Below are 14,326 nucleotides of genomic sequence, written 5' to 3'. Positions count from 1 at the left end.
TTCTAGATCTTGACCATGATAGAAGTAATAGCCAAAGAATGCCCCTTCGGGTAAGCCATCAATTCTTCTATTGAATCGTCATGTCCATCAGAGATCGTATAGCCCGCATTATGTAAGCAGTGAATACCATTACGATTAAGTGCTTGAAAAACACTTTCTAACCGATCTACATCTGTAACTTGAGGCCAATGTTTTTCAGCTTCAAACTTTTTCTTAAATTCAATACTTACGAATTCACGAAGCATCCTTTCATCAGCGTCCTCTTCAAGTAAATCAGAAATAACCCTTTGAATTTCATCTCGCGTATCAAAACCGCCCCAAACATGAGTCTTAATAGTATCTAATATATATTGATTCACTTCATTCATGTTCTTTCCCTTTAACAAAATAAATACAGGCGTAGTTATTGATAATTCGTTAGAACGCTAATCTTTATATTTGAATTCAAGAACTAATAACATCTTCTCAAAGCTCACTTTCAACTTTTTAAGATAATAAATTACACTTTATATACTCGGCCGATTTAATTCAAATATACTCTGCGTTGTCACAAAATAATCTCCGCCTAATTTACCAACGGCATTCAAAGCTATAGGGTTGATATAACCGTCAGTTAATACACGCTCATCAATGTAAATTCCCACAACGTCTAATAGCATCATTTGTCCGCCGCTGGGCTCTTGTGAAATAGAGATTACTTCACGTAGCGTACACTCATAACGTACTTTGGCAGATTTTACACTTAATGGCTGCACATATTTACTTGCCTCTGAGGTAATACCAGCCGCTTCAAATTCACTCACATTTGTTGGGTAATTTGCGCAACTTTGATTCATTTTTTCAACAAGTTCATGGCTAACAATATTCACCACACATTGCTTAGTGGCTAATAGATTACTTAGGGTGTCTTTATTACTTTTATCACTGGGGTTTACTTGTGTCACACTTAACACTGGCGGGTTAACACTGGCGACGGTAAAAAATGAATATGGGGCAATATTGTCAACTCCAGTTTCACTTACCGTACTTATCCACGCAATCGGCCGTGGCGTGATCCCGCCAACCAGCTTACTGTAAACACTTTTTTGCTCTAATGGATCAGTTAAATCAAAATACACCATCACCTCTTTAAAAATTAAATTTAACGTACTAATAAACGTGTTTTTACTTTGTTACGTATTGAACTCAAAGTAAATAAAAATGACTGTATTGGCACATTATTTTATGACACATTCTTTATATTGGTTTACCCATGATTTGCGGCTCAACGACAATCAGCTATTAAAATTAGCCTGCGAGCAAAAGACACCATTGAGTTTCGTGTACTGTGTTGATCCTAAATGGTTCAAAACCACCCGCTTTGCCAGCCAAACTATGGGCAAATACAGGTGGCAATTTTTAGTGAGCGCTTTGCGTGATTTAGACGCCCAACTTAAAAGCTATGGGCAGCATTTAGTGGTTTATCATCAACCGGCTTATGAGGTTATTAGTCATTACTACCATCATCACAATGTGCGAACGCTTTATTGTAGTGAGCAAATTGGTTTTAATGAACGACAGTCACTATCTGCTATTGGTAACACATTTGATGACCTAAAAATAAACCAAGCAAATACTTTTACTTTATATGATGAACATCAACTGCCATTTTCAGTTAACGACCTCCCCGCAACATTTAGCAAATTTCGTAAAATAATAGAACATCACGAACCACAAATTCTTGCGCCAATTAATACCCCAACGTATTTGCCGCCGCCACTCATTGCCCCAATGTCATGGCCTAAGACATTACCAGAGATAAAAAAGTGGGCTGTATCTTCACTGTTTATTGGCGGTGAGCAAGCTGCGATGGAGCACTTAAACCACTATTTTGCTGGGGATGCTGCATCGAATTACAAGCAAACCCGTAATGCACTTGATGGGATAGAAAATTCGACTAAATTTTCGCTATGGTTAGCTAATGGCAATCTGTCTGTACGCCAAATTATTGCTGCGTTACATGATTACGAACAAATACATGGCGCTAACGACTCCACCTATTGGATTTTCTTTGAGCTACTTTGGCGTGAATATTTTCAGCTTTACAGCGTGTGCTATGGTAAAAAGCTATTTTCATTTAAAGGCATTGGCAGCAAAAAACCGTTAACTAGCTTTTATTCACAACGTTTTAAACAATGGTGTCTAGGCACCACGCCCTATCCTATTATCAATGCGTGCATGAAACAGCTTAACCAAACGGGTTATATGTCTAACCGAGGTCGCCAGTTGGTAGCAAGTTGCCTTGTGCATGAGCTTAATCTAGATTGGCGTTTTGGGGCCGCTTACTTTGAACAACAACTAATTGATTATGATGTAGCGGCAAATTGGGGCAACTGGCAGTACTTAGCTGGGGTTGGCGCAGACCCACGTGCTGGGCGTCATTTTAATTTAGCTAAACAAACGCAAATGTACGACCCTCACAATACCTTTATTAATCATTGGCGAGGAAATAATGTACAAAGCTTAGATTCTTCAGATGCCGCCGACTGGCCACTAAGTAGTTAACAATGCAAAATAAAATTAATATTGTGTGGTTTAAGCGTGACTTGCGTTTATCTGATCATCAGCCATTAAAAAGTGCCTTTGAAAGCTCGCTGCCTACATTATTGATCTATAACTTTGAACCATTATTACTTAATGACAGTCATTATAACGAGCGTCATTGGCGGTTTGTATATCAGTCAATTGCTGATATGAACCAGCAGCTAAAACGCTTCAATACCACTATTTACACCTTTAGCTGCGCAATGGAAAACTTACTTAACTCTTTAAATCAAGAGTTTGAAATTGTTAACCTATTTAGTCATCAAGAGATTGGCTTAAATAATACTTTTGAGCGCGATAAAGCAATAAAAGCATGGTGCAAGGATCACGCTGTTCAATGGCTTGAAACCCCAACAGGCGCAGTAATTAGAGGGGCAACAAACCGCAACCAATGGAACGAGCAATGGCAGAAAACAATGCAAAGCGCTATTGCAATCCCAAATTGGAAACGCGTTAACAGTGTAACCTTAAGTGGTTATGCCCCACCTTGTTTACCTAAAAACTACACTCACTCTGATGATAACTTTCAACTTGGCGGGCCAATGCAAGCACGCCAGGTTATGCAGAGCTTTTTTGAAGTCCGTGGCAAAGGCTATCAAAAAGGCATTTCAAGCCCGAGTTTAAGCCAAACTCATTGCTCGCGGCTCTCTCCTTACTTGGCATGGGGCAATATAAGCCTTAGGCAAGTATATCAAACGGCAATCGACACTTATCATTCTAAGCACCCAGACAAAAAAGGCTGGAAGCGTCCATTAGCTGCGTTTGTTTCGCGCTTACATTGGCACTGCCATTTCATGCAAAAGTTTGAAAGTGAATGCAGTATGGAGTTTGTAGCCCTTAACCCCGGTTATCATGTATTCCCTTATCGCGATGACAAACACGTAACAACCGACTTAGCGCGCTGGGCACAAGGGCAAACAGGTATTCCCATTATTGATGCTTGCATGCGCTGTTTAAAACACACAGGCTATATTAACTTTAGAATGCGCGCGATGCTGGTCAGTTTTGTTACACACCACTTAAACATTAGCTGGCAACAGGCAAGCTTGCCTTTAGCGAATTACTTTTTAGACTTTGAGCCCGGTATTCACTACCCGCAAATTCAAATGCAAGCCTCTGTGACAGGTATAAATACCATTCGCCATTACAATCCAATCAAGCAATCTGAAGATCAGGACCCAACCGGGGCGTTTATTCAAAAGTGGTGTCCAGAGCTTGAAAAACTCCCCATTGAGTACTTGCATGAACCTTGGATGCAAACGCCTATGGAAGCCTTATTTAACGATTTTAAAGTAGGTGAAGATTACCCAGAGCCCATGATAGATTTAACTAAGGCGTCTAAAGAAGCTCGCCTAAGGCTCTGGCAATACCGCGAACGAATTGACGTAAAACGCGCCATTCCCGGTATTTTAAAAAAGCATGTTAGTATCGTTCCAAAGATAAAAAAGCATAGCAATGGCGCATAAAAAGCAACACTTACCACAAAAAACATGCCCTATTTGCAAACGCGATTTTACTTGGCGTAAAAAATGGCAACGCGAGTGGGATAACGTAATTTACTGTTCACAGCGATGTAAACGCCATTTAGCTAAGTCTTAAATCTAAGCAATTAGCCACTTACCCTACTCCATTTAAAAACATTGTATAAGTAAGGCTTGCAGCTACAAACTAACTTAAACTCCTGTTTAAAAAAGTCTGTATCTAAAAACTCTATAAAACTCCGCTATCAAGCAGCAAACGAAATATTAAGTACGTGCGAAATCAACCATTATTAATACCTAAATTCAAGATATACAAAGTCAGTGAACAGCTCAACAAAGTGCAAACAACAATGAACATAATAAAAAGTAAAAAGTAAAACTGAGTTAAACTCTATTTACGCCAAAGATTATTAAATCTATAAGTTGTCGGCGTTACACTCATGTGCGCCTTAAACACTTTATTAAAATAACAAGCACTTTTAAAGCCAGATAAACTAGCTACACGATCAATACTTAAGCGTGTGGTCGCTAATAAATGCTGTGACTTCTCTAACCTTAGTAAATTAACCTGAGCACTAAAACTGCTACCCAAATATGTTTTAAATAAGCGCTTTAAAGTTGCATTACTGACATTTGCCTGTTTTGCTGTTTTTGTTAAGTTCGGTACGTTTTCAATATTTTCAGATATATAACTCAGCGCTTGTGTCAGCCTAGGGTCTAACTGATGTCCATTTTTGTAACCACTTTCTGTACTAGGTAAGTTTTGCAAATCTTGCAGTAGGGTTATTAATTTTGCTAACTTGTCGAGTGGATGTTTCGCAGCTGCGAGCAAAAACAAAGCGTTGATCATTGGGTGGTTTTTTTCAACAAAAAATGTGTGACTTTCGTTAATAATAGATAGCCAGTTATTGATAGAGTCAAATTCGGGGAACCGATTAGCAAACAAAGTTTTTGGCCACAAAATCACTATAACATCTTGCGCTGTATCACTATATTTACTGCTATCCCACGTATGCGGTACGTGTGGACATATTAACGTTAAGTCCACTTCTTTAAACTCTAATACCGCACCTGCAATATACTTTTTGCCTACAGCTCCCAAGGTCAATATTAACTCATAGCAGTCATGCCGGTGCCATTCAAACAACAATGGAGTGTTGCTAATATGCTTAATGACAATAGAGCTATGTGCTGGAAACAATACGGCTGCGGGTTTAATCGTATTAATAAGCTAAAACCTCAAAAATATGAGCTAATTATTAAAATCTAGCATGTTTGCTATGGCACTGTATATGCTCATATTTAATCACAAGGCAGGCACCGTATGTATTTAGTATTTGACTTAGATGGCACATTAATTTTTGAAGGTGAACCGCTTTCAATAGCCCTTTGTCACGCACTCGTTGAGTTAGAGAAATTAGATACACAAATAATCTTTGCAACAGCAAGGCCACTAAGAGATACATTACCAATATTACCAAAGCGATTTCATGAGCATACAATCATTGGGTGTAACGGGGCTATGATCAGTCAAGGGGGTAACGTTGTAAGCGCAAGCACATTTGAAGAACAACACATAGAAACTTTACTAAATTGGCTAGATGCAAAAGATATTACGTATTTATTTGATAGTTATATGAATTATGCAGTATCAAATAAGCCTCATTACTTTCATCAAATAATGACGAAATATGGGCATTTACCAACAGATAAACAGATATTGCAAACGCAACCAATCGTAAAGCTTTTAGTATTAGAGTCACATTGTAAATCACAACTCACTCAATTTTGCGAAACCAACTTATTTAAGTTTGCCTATTACCATCATAGTGGCCATGATTGCTTTGACGTTGTACCAAACGCTTGTAATAAATTACAGGCTTTACAAAAACTTAAAATAGACCTTAACAACACCTTATGTTTTGGTAATGATATAAATGATCTTGCGATGCTTAATGCTGCAAAAAAGGCTTTTGTAGTAGGCAATAAAGTGACGCCGTCAAGAGAGTATATTCAGTTAGAACAACATACCCTGTTAGCGAGTTTGAAAAATCTCGCACTTAGCTTAAGTAGCAAGTAACTCTTATATTGAGCCTCGTCACAGGGGCTTTATAGTAAACTTTGCAAGTCAAATCAATACCCACTTTTTACATCTGTTATTTTACTAATGTAATTGATTCACTCAGCGCTCTTTATTTTAGTGATAACAAATAAGGTTAATAACATGCTCGCTGTGAAAATCAGCCCTTAAAATCAGTAAATCTTTGTTATCAATTCTAAAAATACGTTAATATTAGAAAAACTCACTCTGGCTGTTGCCAAAATTAAACCTGTTGTTTACTCATTAATGAGATCAAAACAAAACTAACTCTAAATAATCAGGTTGCAAATTTTTAAGGGATACTATGAATTGTACTAGCTGTAATAAGGGCTTACTAAAGCCAAGTTTTATTGAAGGTCAGTTTCGCTCGCACACATGCACGCATTGTAATGGCCACTGGATCTTAATCGAAGATTTTGCGGCTTGGAAAGAGCGTAACCCAACTTTTGAATTTGCTGATAACATCTCATTTGAAGCAGAAACATCAGACACAAAAAAAGCCCTAATTTGCCCTGTGTCGGGTGTGATCATGCGTAAATTTCGTATTTCATCATCAAGCGACCACCGGATAGATTACAGCGCACCCGTTGGCGGTATATGGTTAGATGCCGGTGAGTGGGAATTACTAAAAGAAGAAGGCTTAGCTGGAACATTAAATACCGTAGTCACGCAGCAATGGCAAAACCAAATTCGCGAGCAAAGTACTAAGCAAAACTTTAGTGATATATACGCTGATAAATTTGGCACTGACACTTACGCAAAAGTAAAAGACCTAAGAGAGTGGCTTAATGCACAACCACAAAAAGCAGATTTAAGAGCCTACCTAATGGCCGAAGATCCATATTCTGCTGAAAAATAACCTCCTACATTAAAAACAACTTTCTACGGCTAAATTTGATTTATTAGAAAAACTAAATTTAGCCGTTAGTATCTATATCATTTGTTATCGACTATTACGACTAGCAAACAGCAAGCCTAATGCTAATCACCTAGTTGTTTTAAATAAACAGATACCAAAAAAGTATAACTTCGTTATTGCCCCACATCTGCATATTTAGAAAAACCTTAATTGGGTACTTGAAAAACCCCACAACTTTAGTGATAATGATTTTCATTAACAAAAATCACAGTTAAGGACGAATTGTGCACGCTCATAAAACATACCATTTAACTCGTAAATTTAAACTTTCTACTTGTGCGCTAATGATTTGCGCATCATTCCATTCGATTTCAAAACAAAATACTGATACTAATCAATACATTAATGACTCCGCTGAAGCCACAGATACTAAACGTGTTCAAGAACTTGAACATATATATGTTACTGGCACTAGTATTAACGATTACTCAGAATCAGCTAATAAAGCCGCCTTAAAAATGATTCTTTCACAGCGAGAAACGCCACAAGCCGTTACAGTTATTACTAATCAGATGATGCAAGATTGGCAAACCATCAATATAGACGAAATTTTAGAGCATGCGACGGGGTTTTATGCGCGACGCTCATCTAGTTTAGATAGACCTCGCTTTTCTGTGCGTGGTGGTAATGTTAACTTGATCCAAGTTGACGGTGTTCAGCAGTTCCCTGGTGGCCGCAGACCCAACGTAAATGGCGATTCTGCTGCATATGAACGCGTTGAAATTGTACGTGGTGCAAATGGCTTGTTAACCGGAGCGGGTGATCCTACTGCGACTGTTAACCTTGTTCGTAAACGAGCCACTAATACAGACTTTCAAGCAAGTGTTGGTCTTTCAGCTGGCAGCTGGGATAATTACCGTGGTGAGATTGATATTTCAGGTTCATTAGTCGAGGACGGTACTATTCGTGCTCGGTTTGTGGCTGCACATTATGATAAAAACTCTTACATTGAACGCTATGGGCAACAAAAAACCTCAATTTACACTACTTTAGAAGCCGATCTAACAGATTACACCCTACTTCGCTTAGGCGTAGAATATACTGATACCGCATCAAAAGGAGCTATAAACTCCCACTCCCAACCCTACCTTTTCGCTGATGGCAGCCGCTATAATGGTAAACGCTCAGATACAGGCATGACCGCAAAATGGAGTGGCTGGCCGCTTGAAGAGCACACCTATTTTATTGGCCTTGATCACGCTTTTGAGAATGATTGGCAATTAAATGCTATTGCGACTTACAACACCATAGAGATGCAAGGCGGCAAACTATTTTTCGTTTACCCTGAAGGTTATATAAATCCAGATGGTAGTAGTGACTTAGGCTTTGGTTACAGCGCAGTGATAAGTAGCTCTGAAGATAAACAAACAACATTTGATGTTTCATTACAAGGCCCCGTAGAGTTATTTAATCGCACACACGAAATGATTTTTAGCTATAACCAATTTAGCCGCGACCGGACCTCTTTTGGCAAGCAGGCTGATCAAACCTCAATTTCCCTTGAAGGGCTCAATTTTCATGATTGGACTGGCGATGTACCGCATTACCCTTTTAAAGATTTAGCCAAACAAAGTGTTAATATCACCAAATCCAACGGTGGTTTTGCTGCCATACGTATAAATCCTCATGACCGTGTGAAAGTGATTTTGGGTGCGCGAATAAGTAACTGGGATTATCGCAATGATCGTTTTAACCCCTCAACTGGCGAGTTCCAAGGTATACGCTATCAAGAGAATGTAACGGATGAACTAACGCCCTATGCAGGGTTAATTATTGATATAAGCCAGCAGTACAGCATATACACTAGTTACACCGAAGCGTTTAGACCACAGGCCTACTTTGACGCTAATGACAAAATGCTTGACCCTAGCACTGGAGAAAGTTATGAAATTGGTATTAAAGGAGAGTTACTCAAAGATACCCTTAACGTTAGCGCAGCCATTTATGAAAATATCGAGAATGGTCTGGCAGAGCTTGATCCTAATTATTCCGAGAAATATCTTACTCCAAATGGAAATCGCCCTTATAAACAAAGGGGGGAAGGTGATACGACCAAAGGGTTTGAAGTAGAATTTAGCGGCTCACTAAGCCAAGATTGGAATTTAAGTGCAGGTTACTCCCAACATAAAACTAAATCCAAAGAAGGTAAACAGCTTAAAACAGATGAGCCAAATAAATTACTAAATATTTATACCACATATGACTTTGATCGTTACCTAACTGGATTTACTGCTGGTTTTGGGGTTAATTGGCAAAATAGTTTTTATGCCACGCCACAAAGGCCAGTAGCTAATGGCCAAAGTGAAGCATATAAAATTGAACAATCGCCGGTGACACTTCTCAACTTTATGGCACGTTATGAGATTAATGATAAAACCAGTGTTTCCCTAAATATTAATAATTTATTAGACGAACACTATTTTAATAGTATTTCATCTTGGGATGGTTATGTTTTACACGGTGAGCCCGTGAGTTGGCAACTGAGCTTACGCCACGCTTGGTAACATACCCCTAAAACGCCAATGCCCTATTCAATATAACTTGATGCGCCTAAAGGAGGCGCATTTAGCTGTATATTTATCATCACCAATAAACACAAAATACCAACATTACGTAACCTGAAAAAGCAAGGTCACAGAAGGAGTACTCTCTTCGTTTTTTAATGTCTATTCAATGCGTTTGAATGTTGAACGCAAGTAACCGTCCTGATCCCCCAAACCGAGTTCAATTAATGGATAAAGCCCTTCTTGGATCATAGTATTATCAATAATAGTGATCTTGAAAGGAATAGATACTCCCTCATAGTTTGGAAAGCTAGAATATTCAATATGCTCAATTAATGTATCATTTTCGTAGGTATAGCGGCCCAACGAACCACCATAATTGTCAAATGCTACAACTTTTTGATCTGCCGTTAGTTGATATGAATTAAACCTTGGTCGATTTGTGCCAATACTTGAAAACGCAAAATGACTGTCTGTAAATATTTTAATCATTTTACGGTTTTTACCATCAAAGGTAGTGTATTCCTGTTCTCCAATAGCCAATGTTTCTAATTCTAATTGCCACTCACCTTCTAGCGCATTTGGTTGAGGGTTATCGCCTAATGTTTTACAGCCAGTTAAAAGCGCTACCACTAAGGTAAAAATAAATAAGATTCGCATAATCTTACATCCTTATAATTAATTAAGATAAAACCCATCTTAGTTACTTTTCGGGGACAAAACAACAAATGCAAAAAAGACAAGTGGGCCTGTGACTACTCAGCAGGCTCACATAGGATGAGTGTCTTCTTAGTGTTTATTTTACTCTAGGTAATCAGTGTTTAGCTTCACAAGATTTATTGCCATTGAAAGTGTTTGGGTAGATATTTATCACGGGAGATGAACCGTCCATAGCACTTCCTGTTAATAAAAAGCGCATGATGGGTAATGTGGGGGCCGGCGGTTAGAGACCTCCGGTTACCCGATTACGTGATGTCACTAAGCTCAAAGCAAATTTCCAGTTCACCTTGTGTATTCGGAAACCAAACCTCACCTCTTTCTGAGCTAGCGTTTAAAAAACCCAAAGAATACTTTTTTGCGAGACTAAACATTTTTTCGAAAGCAGGTTCACTTTGCGACCAAGCAAAGCCAACGTATACAACTACCTTCCCAACACAAATATCAGCTAAGGTATCATCATCGAGCTCTTTTGCGAAAGGGCCGTTCATTGGGGGAAAATCATTTATGAGCTCCATAAAAAAAAGCCGGAGTTTATCAGTCGTTACTGAAGGGTCGTCATAGTCATGCTCTTCTGCCCATTCAGACTGGTCATCATACCAATCTGAGAAGATTTCTAATTCTCTAGGTGCTTGTTCTGCATCAAATACCATTAAATCATAACTCATGGGGCTATCCTTGAAATCACCTAACGAGCCTGTAGAATAACTCGTTTTTTATTTATTTTTATTGATGGTTCAACTATAGCTGAGATCCTATTTGGGTTCAATCGGTTACTTCGATTTTACGTAAATATAAAAAGAGGACTTGGTGTTGTTTTAATGGGCTTTTTTAAGGTATTGCAGATGTTTGAGTGGCTTTTGGGTGATAAGGGCTTAGCCCTATTAATGCATCGTGTTTCTCAGCTTTTCTAGGTTATGAACAAGCCAATAGAACTGCCGCACAATGAAGTGAAGGCAGGCTCGATACAGGCAAGTCGTTTACCATTGTTTTAAAAACGTGTTGCCCTGTTTTTATTGGCGCTTTTCTAAGTAATAGGATAGGTGTAGCCTTTGTTTTCTTTTATTAACCTCAGGGCGTGTTGTTAGGCGTATTTAGCTCTGTAGAAGAAATCTACGAAGATCTCGCTCTTGACGCATGACATGTAAAATATAAACTTTGTCGCTATCCACTTTATAGAAAATACGGCAAGGATTAACATGAACTTCACGGTAATTTAAGTTACTTAATTCATGTGGCCTTTTACCTGATTCAGGCTGTTCTTCTAGCCTAGATATTTTATCAAATACTTTTTGAGTCAATTTCTTAGCCGCATCAATATTACTTAAAGAAATATACTCAGCAATATCGTTTAAATCATTAAGAGCTGGAGAGGTCCAAATTATTTCAGCCATTTGCTCATTTTTTCTTTTGCTTCTTGATTCGAGAATGTATTACCGTTTTTGATTGCTTGCTCACCACGTGCAACCCCCTCAAGAATTGCCATTCGTTGTTGCATAAATTCATAATCTTCAACATCAACTAAATAAGCGGATGGTTGACCATGCTCAGTAATTAACACTGGTTCTTTAGATATATGAAGATCAGCTAAAATTTTGGTAGCTTGGCGCTTAAGTGTCGTAACAAGTTCAACTTTCATAATAAATTCTATTTAGAACTCACATAATGTATCACTATAGTATCACAAGGGTTCGGATTTACAATTATACGGCTAACATTTTAGTATTTAGCGACACGCAGTTTGTGTTGCATAATCGCTTGCTGAACGAAGCCGCTGCGCGGCAGAATTAATACGCACCTTTCGTGATAATATTAAATACTTGCTAGATGCCATCTATTTTGGCGGTCTATCTAGGAGCTTAAAAAAGGACAGCGTAAAAAAGGACAAGCATATATTTTGCCGGATAATAATGTGCTACTGGCGGCAGTGGCGCCCTTTATCAGGTATAGCACGCACAAAAGTACGCAGTTTAATGAAATTGGGTGTTAGCGAACAACTCGCCATAGCCTGTGGTATCACCAGTACCAAAAGTAGGCGCTTGGAAGCGAAGGCCCTTGTAGAAGCTCAAAAACAAAAGGAATTAACATTGCATTAGGCAATGATTACTTCGCGTCACAAGGTTTAGTGTCATTGAGAGATATTTGGATCAATATTCATTACGGGAGATGAACCGCCCATTGCACTTCCTGCTAATAAAAAGCGCATGATGGGTGGTGTGGGGGCTGGAGGTTAGAGACCTCCGGCTACCCGATTAGCTTTACTGATTGACAAAACGTGAAGAATATCTGGTGAATACCCAACAATGCATTTCAGTCCCATTTTCATATTTATACGATATTTCAATCCAGTTTTTATTTTTGGAATGTACAGTGACAACTTGCCCAAAAATCATTTCGTCGAGTATTTCAGAGTTTGTTGACGCATCGGCTCTTAAGCGAACATTATTTCCAGTTATAAAACGAAGACCTGATGTATCAATACCTTCAATTTTTCGCGGTAGTACAGAAATATCTTTGACCTTTTCTCTATCTGCTCGGTCACTCTCCAATAAGTAACTTTCTACTGTTGGTGTTATTAAGTTTGCAGAAATACTATTAATTTGTGGCAAAAAGACATGTAAAAAGAATGTAGCTAGAACAAGCCGAATAAAAGGAGGTAAATTATTGAAAATCTCAAAAAGCTTTTTGAATCTTCTGAATCAGTAAGCATTTCGGTAGCAGATTGAAATTCACTTTCGAGTGTTTTTTCATCCAGCATCGACGTATTAATTGAGCTTGATTCTTGAATAGAATGTGTAACTTGATTAAGGAATGTTGAATTAATTTCTCGTAATACTTTTGAATTTTGCAATTGACTTAAAGAAGAATAGATAGAGGATGAATTAGCCATTGCTGCCATAGCTCGATCAGTAATCCCCTGCTGAGATTCAAATGACCTCATTGCTTTTTCTATTGCTGATGTGGCATGTGAAAACCCTAAAGCTTTTTCCATTATAGGGTTCTGTGATTCGAAGGTTTTCATGGCTTGTTCTACAGCGGAATTAGTTTTTGAAAAACCTAACAAATTTTTCATCAAAGCCTGTTGTGAATCAAATGATTTAATCGCTTGTTCAATAGCTGATGATCCTTCAGAAAGGCTTAACACTCTTTCAATTATGGTATTTTGTGATTCAAAAGATTTCATTGCCTGCTCTATAACAGAGATTCCTTTCGTATATCCTAAGGCCTTTTCCATTAAAGACTGCTGTGAGTTAATCGACCTCATTGCTTTCTCAATAGCTGTAGAGCCATGTATCATTTCTAGAGTACTTTCCATTTAATAGAGTCCTTGATTAATCACTGTAATTGAGAGTAAAGCTAACGAGGCTGTAGAATAACTCTAACAGCCAAATTCAATTAAAAAACGAGCTCCTATAATTAACTCTAAGCGTTTTTAAAGCACTAGGCAATGCATTTAGGACCCACAAAACTGGCTGTTTTTCTTAAAAAAGAGTAATTCTACAGCCACAACGCTCTAATAATGGGCAAAAAATTGTTGGCTAAAATGTTGAGGAACGAAAACAGCCAACTGCTATTTGTCCTGATTTGTTTGCCTTGTTATGTTTCAAATGCACAACACTAAAAAGTTAATTTGTCATGTGATGATGTACAAAGAGAACAGCCCATAACAATATTGCACTACCGATAAAGATCAATAAACCTTTTAGACTAAAGCTACTAATTCTATGTTTGCAAACGGGGCAAACAAAGTATGATTTGTTCATTGCCACCTTAACCTCTAGGGGAACAATATCCGCCTTGCATTTTTTACACTGAGCCATTTAAATTTGCACACTCTGATTGAAACATAACGAGCCTGTAGAATAACTCGTTTTTAATTTATTTTTATTGATGTATACCCAAGCCTGACGAATCCCCACGAAATGAATTAAAAAAAGATGAGTAAAGGGGATCGACCTTCATGACTAATTGTGATCAAATTACTTCGCCAAAAACAACTTAAAACAATAGCCATGAAGAT

15 protein-coding genes and 1 pseudogene are annotated in these 14,326 nt (G+C 38.1%); 7 read left to right on the top strand and 9 right to left on the bottom strand.

Features of this window, described 5'->3' with window-relative positions:
* Positions 1-2: 2 nt before the first annotated feature.
* Both HH219_RS15475 and HH219_RS15470 read right to left on the bottom strand, forming a co-directional pair.
* Positions 3-368 (bottom strand): hypothetical protein, encoded by a 366-nt coding sequence (locus tag HH219_RS15475; protein ID WP_169327987.1) that lies wholly within the window; start codon positions 366-368, stop codon positions 3-5.
* 138 nt (positions 369-506) lie between these two features.
* A complete protein-coding gene (locus HH219_RS15470) occupies positions 507-1,118 on the bottom strand; it encodes a flavin reductase family protein (RefSeq protein WP_169328016.1) in 612 nt (203 codons plus the stop codon).
* 106 nt (positions 1,119-1,224) lie between these two features.
* On the opposite strand from HH219_RS15470, the gene HH219_RS15465 reads away from it, so the two are divergent.
* Genes HH219_RS15465 through HH219_RS15455 form a run of 3 tightly spaced genes read left to right on the top strand, consistent with a single transcriptional unit; the run spans position 1,225 to position 4,182 of the window.
* Positions 1,225-2,544, top strand: a complete 1,320-nt coding sequence (locus tag HH219_RS15465) for a DASH family cryptochrome (RefSeq protein WP_169327986.1) — start codon at positions 1,225-1,227, stop codon at positions 2,542-2,544.
* A gap of 2 nt (positions 2,545-2,546) precedes the next feature.
* Positions 2,547-4,049, top strand: coding sequence for a deoxyribodipyrimidine photo-lyase (locus tag HH219_RS15460; protein ID WP_169327985.1), 1,503 nt, complete (start codon positions 2,547-2,549; stop codon positions 4,047-4,049).
* A complete protein-coding gene (locus HH219_RS15455; protein ID WP_169327984.1) occupies positions 4,039-4,182 on the top strand; it encodes a DUF2256 domain-containing protein in 144 nt (47 codons plus the stop codon). Before HH219_RS15460 ends, HH219_RS15455 begins: the two co-directional genes overlap by 11 nt.
* Before the next feature lie 273 nt (positions 4,183-4,455).
* Here the strand turns inward: HH219_RS15455 and HH219_RS15450 are convergent, their stop codons facing one another.
* Positions 4,456-5,265: a helix-turn-helix domain-containing protein gene (locus tag HH219_RS15450; RefSeq protein WP_169327983.1), complete on the bottom strand. Its 810-nt coding sequence runs from the start codon at positions 5,263-5,265 to the stop codon at positions 4,456-4,458.
* 123 nt (positions 5,266-5,388) lie between these two features.
* Here HH219_RS15450 and HH219_RS15445 point away from each other — a divergent pair, with 123 nt between their 5' ends.
* The 3 genes from HH219_RS15445 to HH219_RS15435 all read left to right on the top strand — a co-directional run bounded on the left by HH219_RS15445 (position 5,389) and on the right by HH219_RS15435 (position 9,588).
* Positions 5,389-6,144: an HAD-IIB family hydrolase gene (locus HH219_RS15445; RefSeq protein ID WP_169327982.1), complete on the top strand. Its 756-nt coding sequence runs from the start codon at positions 5,389-5,391 to the stop codon at positions 6,142-6,144.
* Positions 6,145-6,469: 325 nt separating this feature from the next.
* Complete coding sequence (locus tag HH219_RS15440) at positions 6,470-7,024, top strand: zf-TFIIB domain-containing protein (RefSeq protein ID WP_169327981.1); 555 nt, start codon at positions 6,470-6,472, stop codon at positions 7,022-7,024.
* 284 nt (positions 7,025-7,308) lie between these two features.
* Entirely contained in the window at positions 7,309-9,588 is a 2,280-nt protein-coding gene (locus tag HH219_RS15435) for a TonB-dependent siderophore receptor (protein ID WP_349251626.1), read from the top strand.
* Positions 9,589-9,750: 162 nt separating this feature from the next.
* Here the strand turns inward: HH219_RS15435 and HH219_RS15430 are convergent, their stop codons facing one another.
* The 4 genes from HH219_RS15430 to HH219_RS15415 form a co-directional block, all read right to left on the bottom strand.
* A complete protein-coding gene (locus HH219_RS15430; RefSeq protein ID WP_054453245.1) occupies positions 9,751-10,248 on the bottom strand; it encodes a lipocalin-like domain-containing protein in 498 nt (165 codons plus the stop codon).
* A 305-nt stretch (positions 10,249-10,553) separates the two neighbouring features.
* Positions 10,554-10,973, bottom strand: a complete 420-nt coding sequence (locus tag HH219_RS15425) for a hypothetical protein (protein WP_169327980.1) — start codon at positions 10,971-10,973, stop codon at positions 10,554-10,556.
* Between the two features lie 426 nt (positions 10,974-11,399).
* Positions 11,400-11,699, bottom strand: a complete 300-nt coding sequence (locus HH219_RS15420; RefSeq protein WP_169327979.1) for a type II toxin-antitoxin system RelE/ParE family toxin — start codon at positions 11,697-11,699, stop codon at positions 11,400-11,402.
* Positions 11,687-11,944 carry a type II toxin-antitoxin system Phd/YefM family antitoxin gene (locus tag HH219_RS15415; RefSeq protein WP_054206756.1) on the bottom strand — a complete coding sequence of 86 codons (258 nt, stop codon included), beginning with the start codon at positions 11,942-11,944 and terminating at the stop codon, positions 11,687-11,689. The genes HH219_RS15420 and HH219_RS15415 overlap by 13 nt, the downstream gene beginning before the upstream one ends.
* Positions 11,945-12,206: 262 nt before the next feature.
* Between HH219_RS15415 and HH219_RS22100 the strand changes: the two are divergent.
* Positions 12,207-12,475, top strand: a pseudogene (locus tag HH219_RS22100) (hypothetical protein); the annotation flags it as partial.
* 88 nt (positions 12,476-12,563) lie between these two features.
* Here the strand turns inward: HH219_RS22100 and HH219_RS15410 are convergent.
* Both HH219_RS15410 and HH219_RS15405 read right to left on the bottom strand, forming a co-directional pair.
* The gene (locus tag HH219_RS15410; RefSeq protein ID WP_169327978.1) at positions 12,564-12,914 is read right to left on the bottom strand and encodes an SH3 domain-containing protein; all 351 of its coding nucleotides are present in this window, start codon (positions 12,912-12,914) and stop codon (positions 12,564-12,566) included.
* Between the two features lie 23 nt (positions 12,915-12,937).
* On the bottom strand, positions 12,938-13,621 hold the full coding sequence (locus tag HH219_RS15405) for a hypothetical protein (protein ID WP_169327977.1): 684 nt from the start codon (positions 13,619-13,621) through the stop codon (positions 12,938-12,940).
* Positions 13,622-14,326 lie beyond the last annotated feature (705 nt).

Origin of the sequence: Pseudoalteromonas sp. NEC-BIFX-2020_015, from assembly GCF_012952265.1 — a bacterium.
Taxonomy (GTDB): Bacteria; Pseudomonadota; Gammaproteobacteria; order Enterobacterales; family Alteromonadaceae; genus Pseudoalteromonas; species Pseudoalteromonas neustonica.
Note: the sequence above shows the minus strand (reverse complement) of the source record. Positions and strands in the feature narration are given on the sequence as shown.

What these genes read in the sequence shown, in the direction of transcription:
- HH219_RS15475 (WP_169327987.1), bottom strand. Translation starts at nt 368, where the DNA reads ATGAATGAAGTGAATCAATATATATTAGATACTATTAAGACTCATGTT.
- HH219_RS15465 (WP_169327986.1), top strand. Translation starts at nt 1,225, where the DNA reads ATGACACATTCTTTATATTGGTTTACCCATGATTTGCGGCTCAACGAC.
- HH219_RS15460 (WP_169327985.1), top strand. Translation starts at nt 2,547, where the DNA reads ATGCAAAATAAAATTAATATTGTGTGGTTTAAGCGTGACTTGCGTTTA.
- HH219_RS15455 (WP_169327984.1), top strand. Translation starts at nt 4,039, where the DNA reads ATGGCGCATAAAAAGCAACACTTACCACAAAAAACATGCCCTATTTGC.
- HH219_RS15445 (WP_169327982.1), top strand. Translation starts at nt 5,389, where the DNA reads ATGTATTTAGTATTTGACTTAGATGGCACATTAATTTTTGAAGGTGAA.
- HH219_RS15440 (WP_169327981.1), top strand. Translation starts at nt 6,470, where the DNA reads ATGAATTGTACTAGCTGTAATAAGGGCTTACTAAAGCCAAGTTTTATT.
- HH219_RS15430 (WP_054453245.1), bottom strand. Translation starts at nt 10,248, where the DNA reads ATGCGAATCTTATTTATTTTTACCTTAGTGGTAGCGCTTTTAACTGGC.
- HH219_RS15425 (WP_169327980.1), bottom strand. Translation starts at nt 10,973, where the DNA reads ATGAGTTATGATTTAATGGTATTTGATGCAGAACAAGCACCTAGAGAA.
- HH219_RS15420 (WP_169327979.1), bottom strand. Translation starts at nt 11,699, where the DNA reads ATGGCTGAAATAATTTGGACCTCTCCAGCTCTTAATGATTTAAACGAT.
- HH219_RS15415 (WP_054206756.1), bottom strand. Translation starts at nt 11,944, where the DNA reads ATGAAAGTTGAACTTGTTACGACACTTAAGCGCCAAGCTACCAAAATT.
- HH219_RS15405 (WP_169327977.1), bottom strand. Translation starts at nt 13,621, where the DNA reads ATGGAAAGTACTCTAGAAATGATACATGGCTCTACAGCTATTGAGAAA.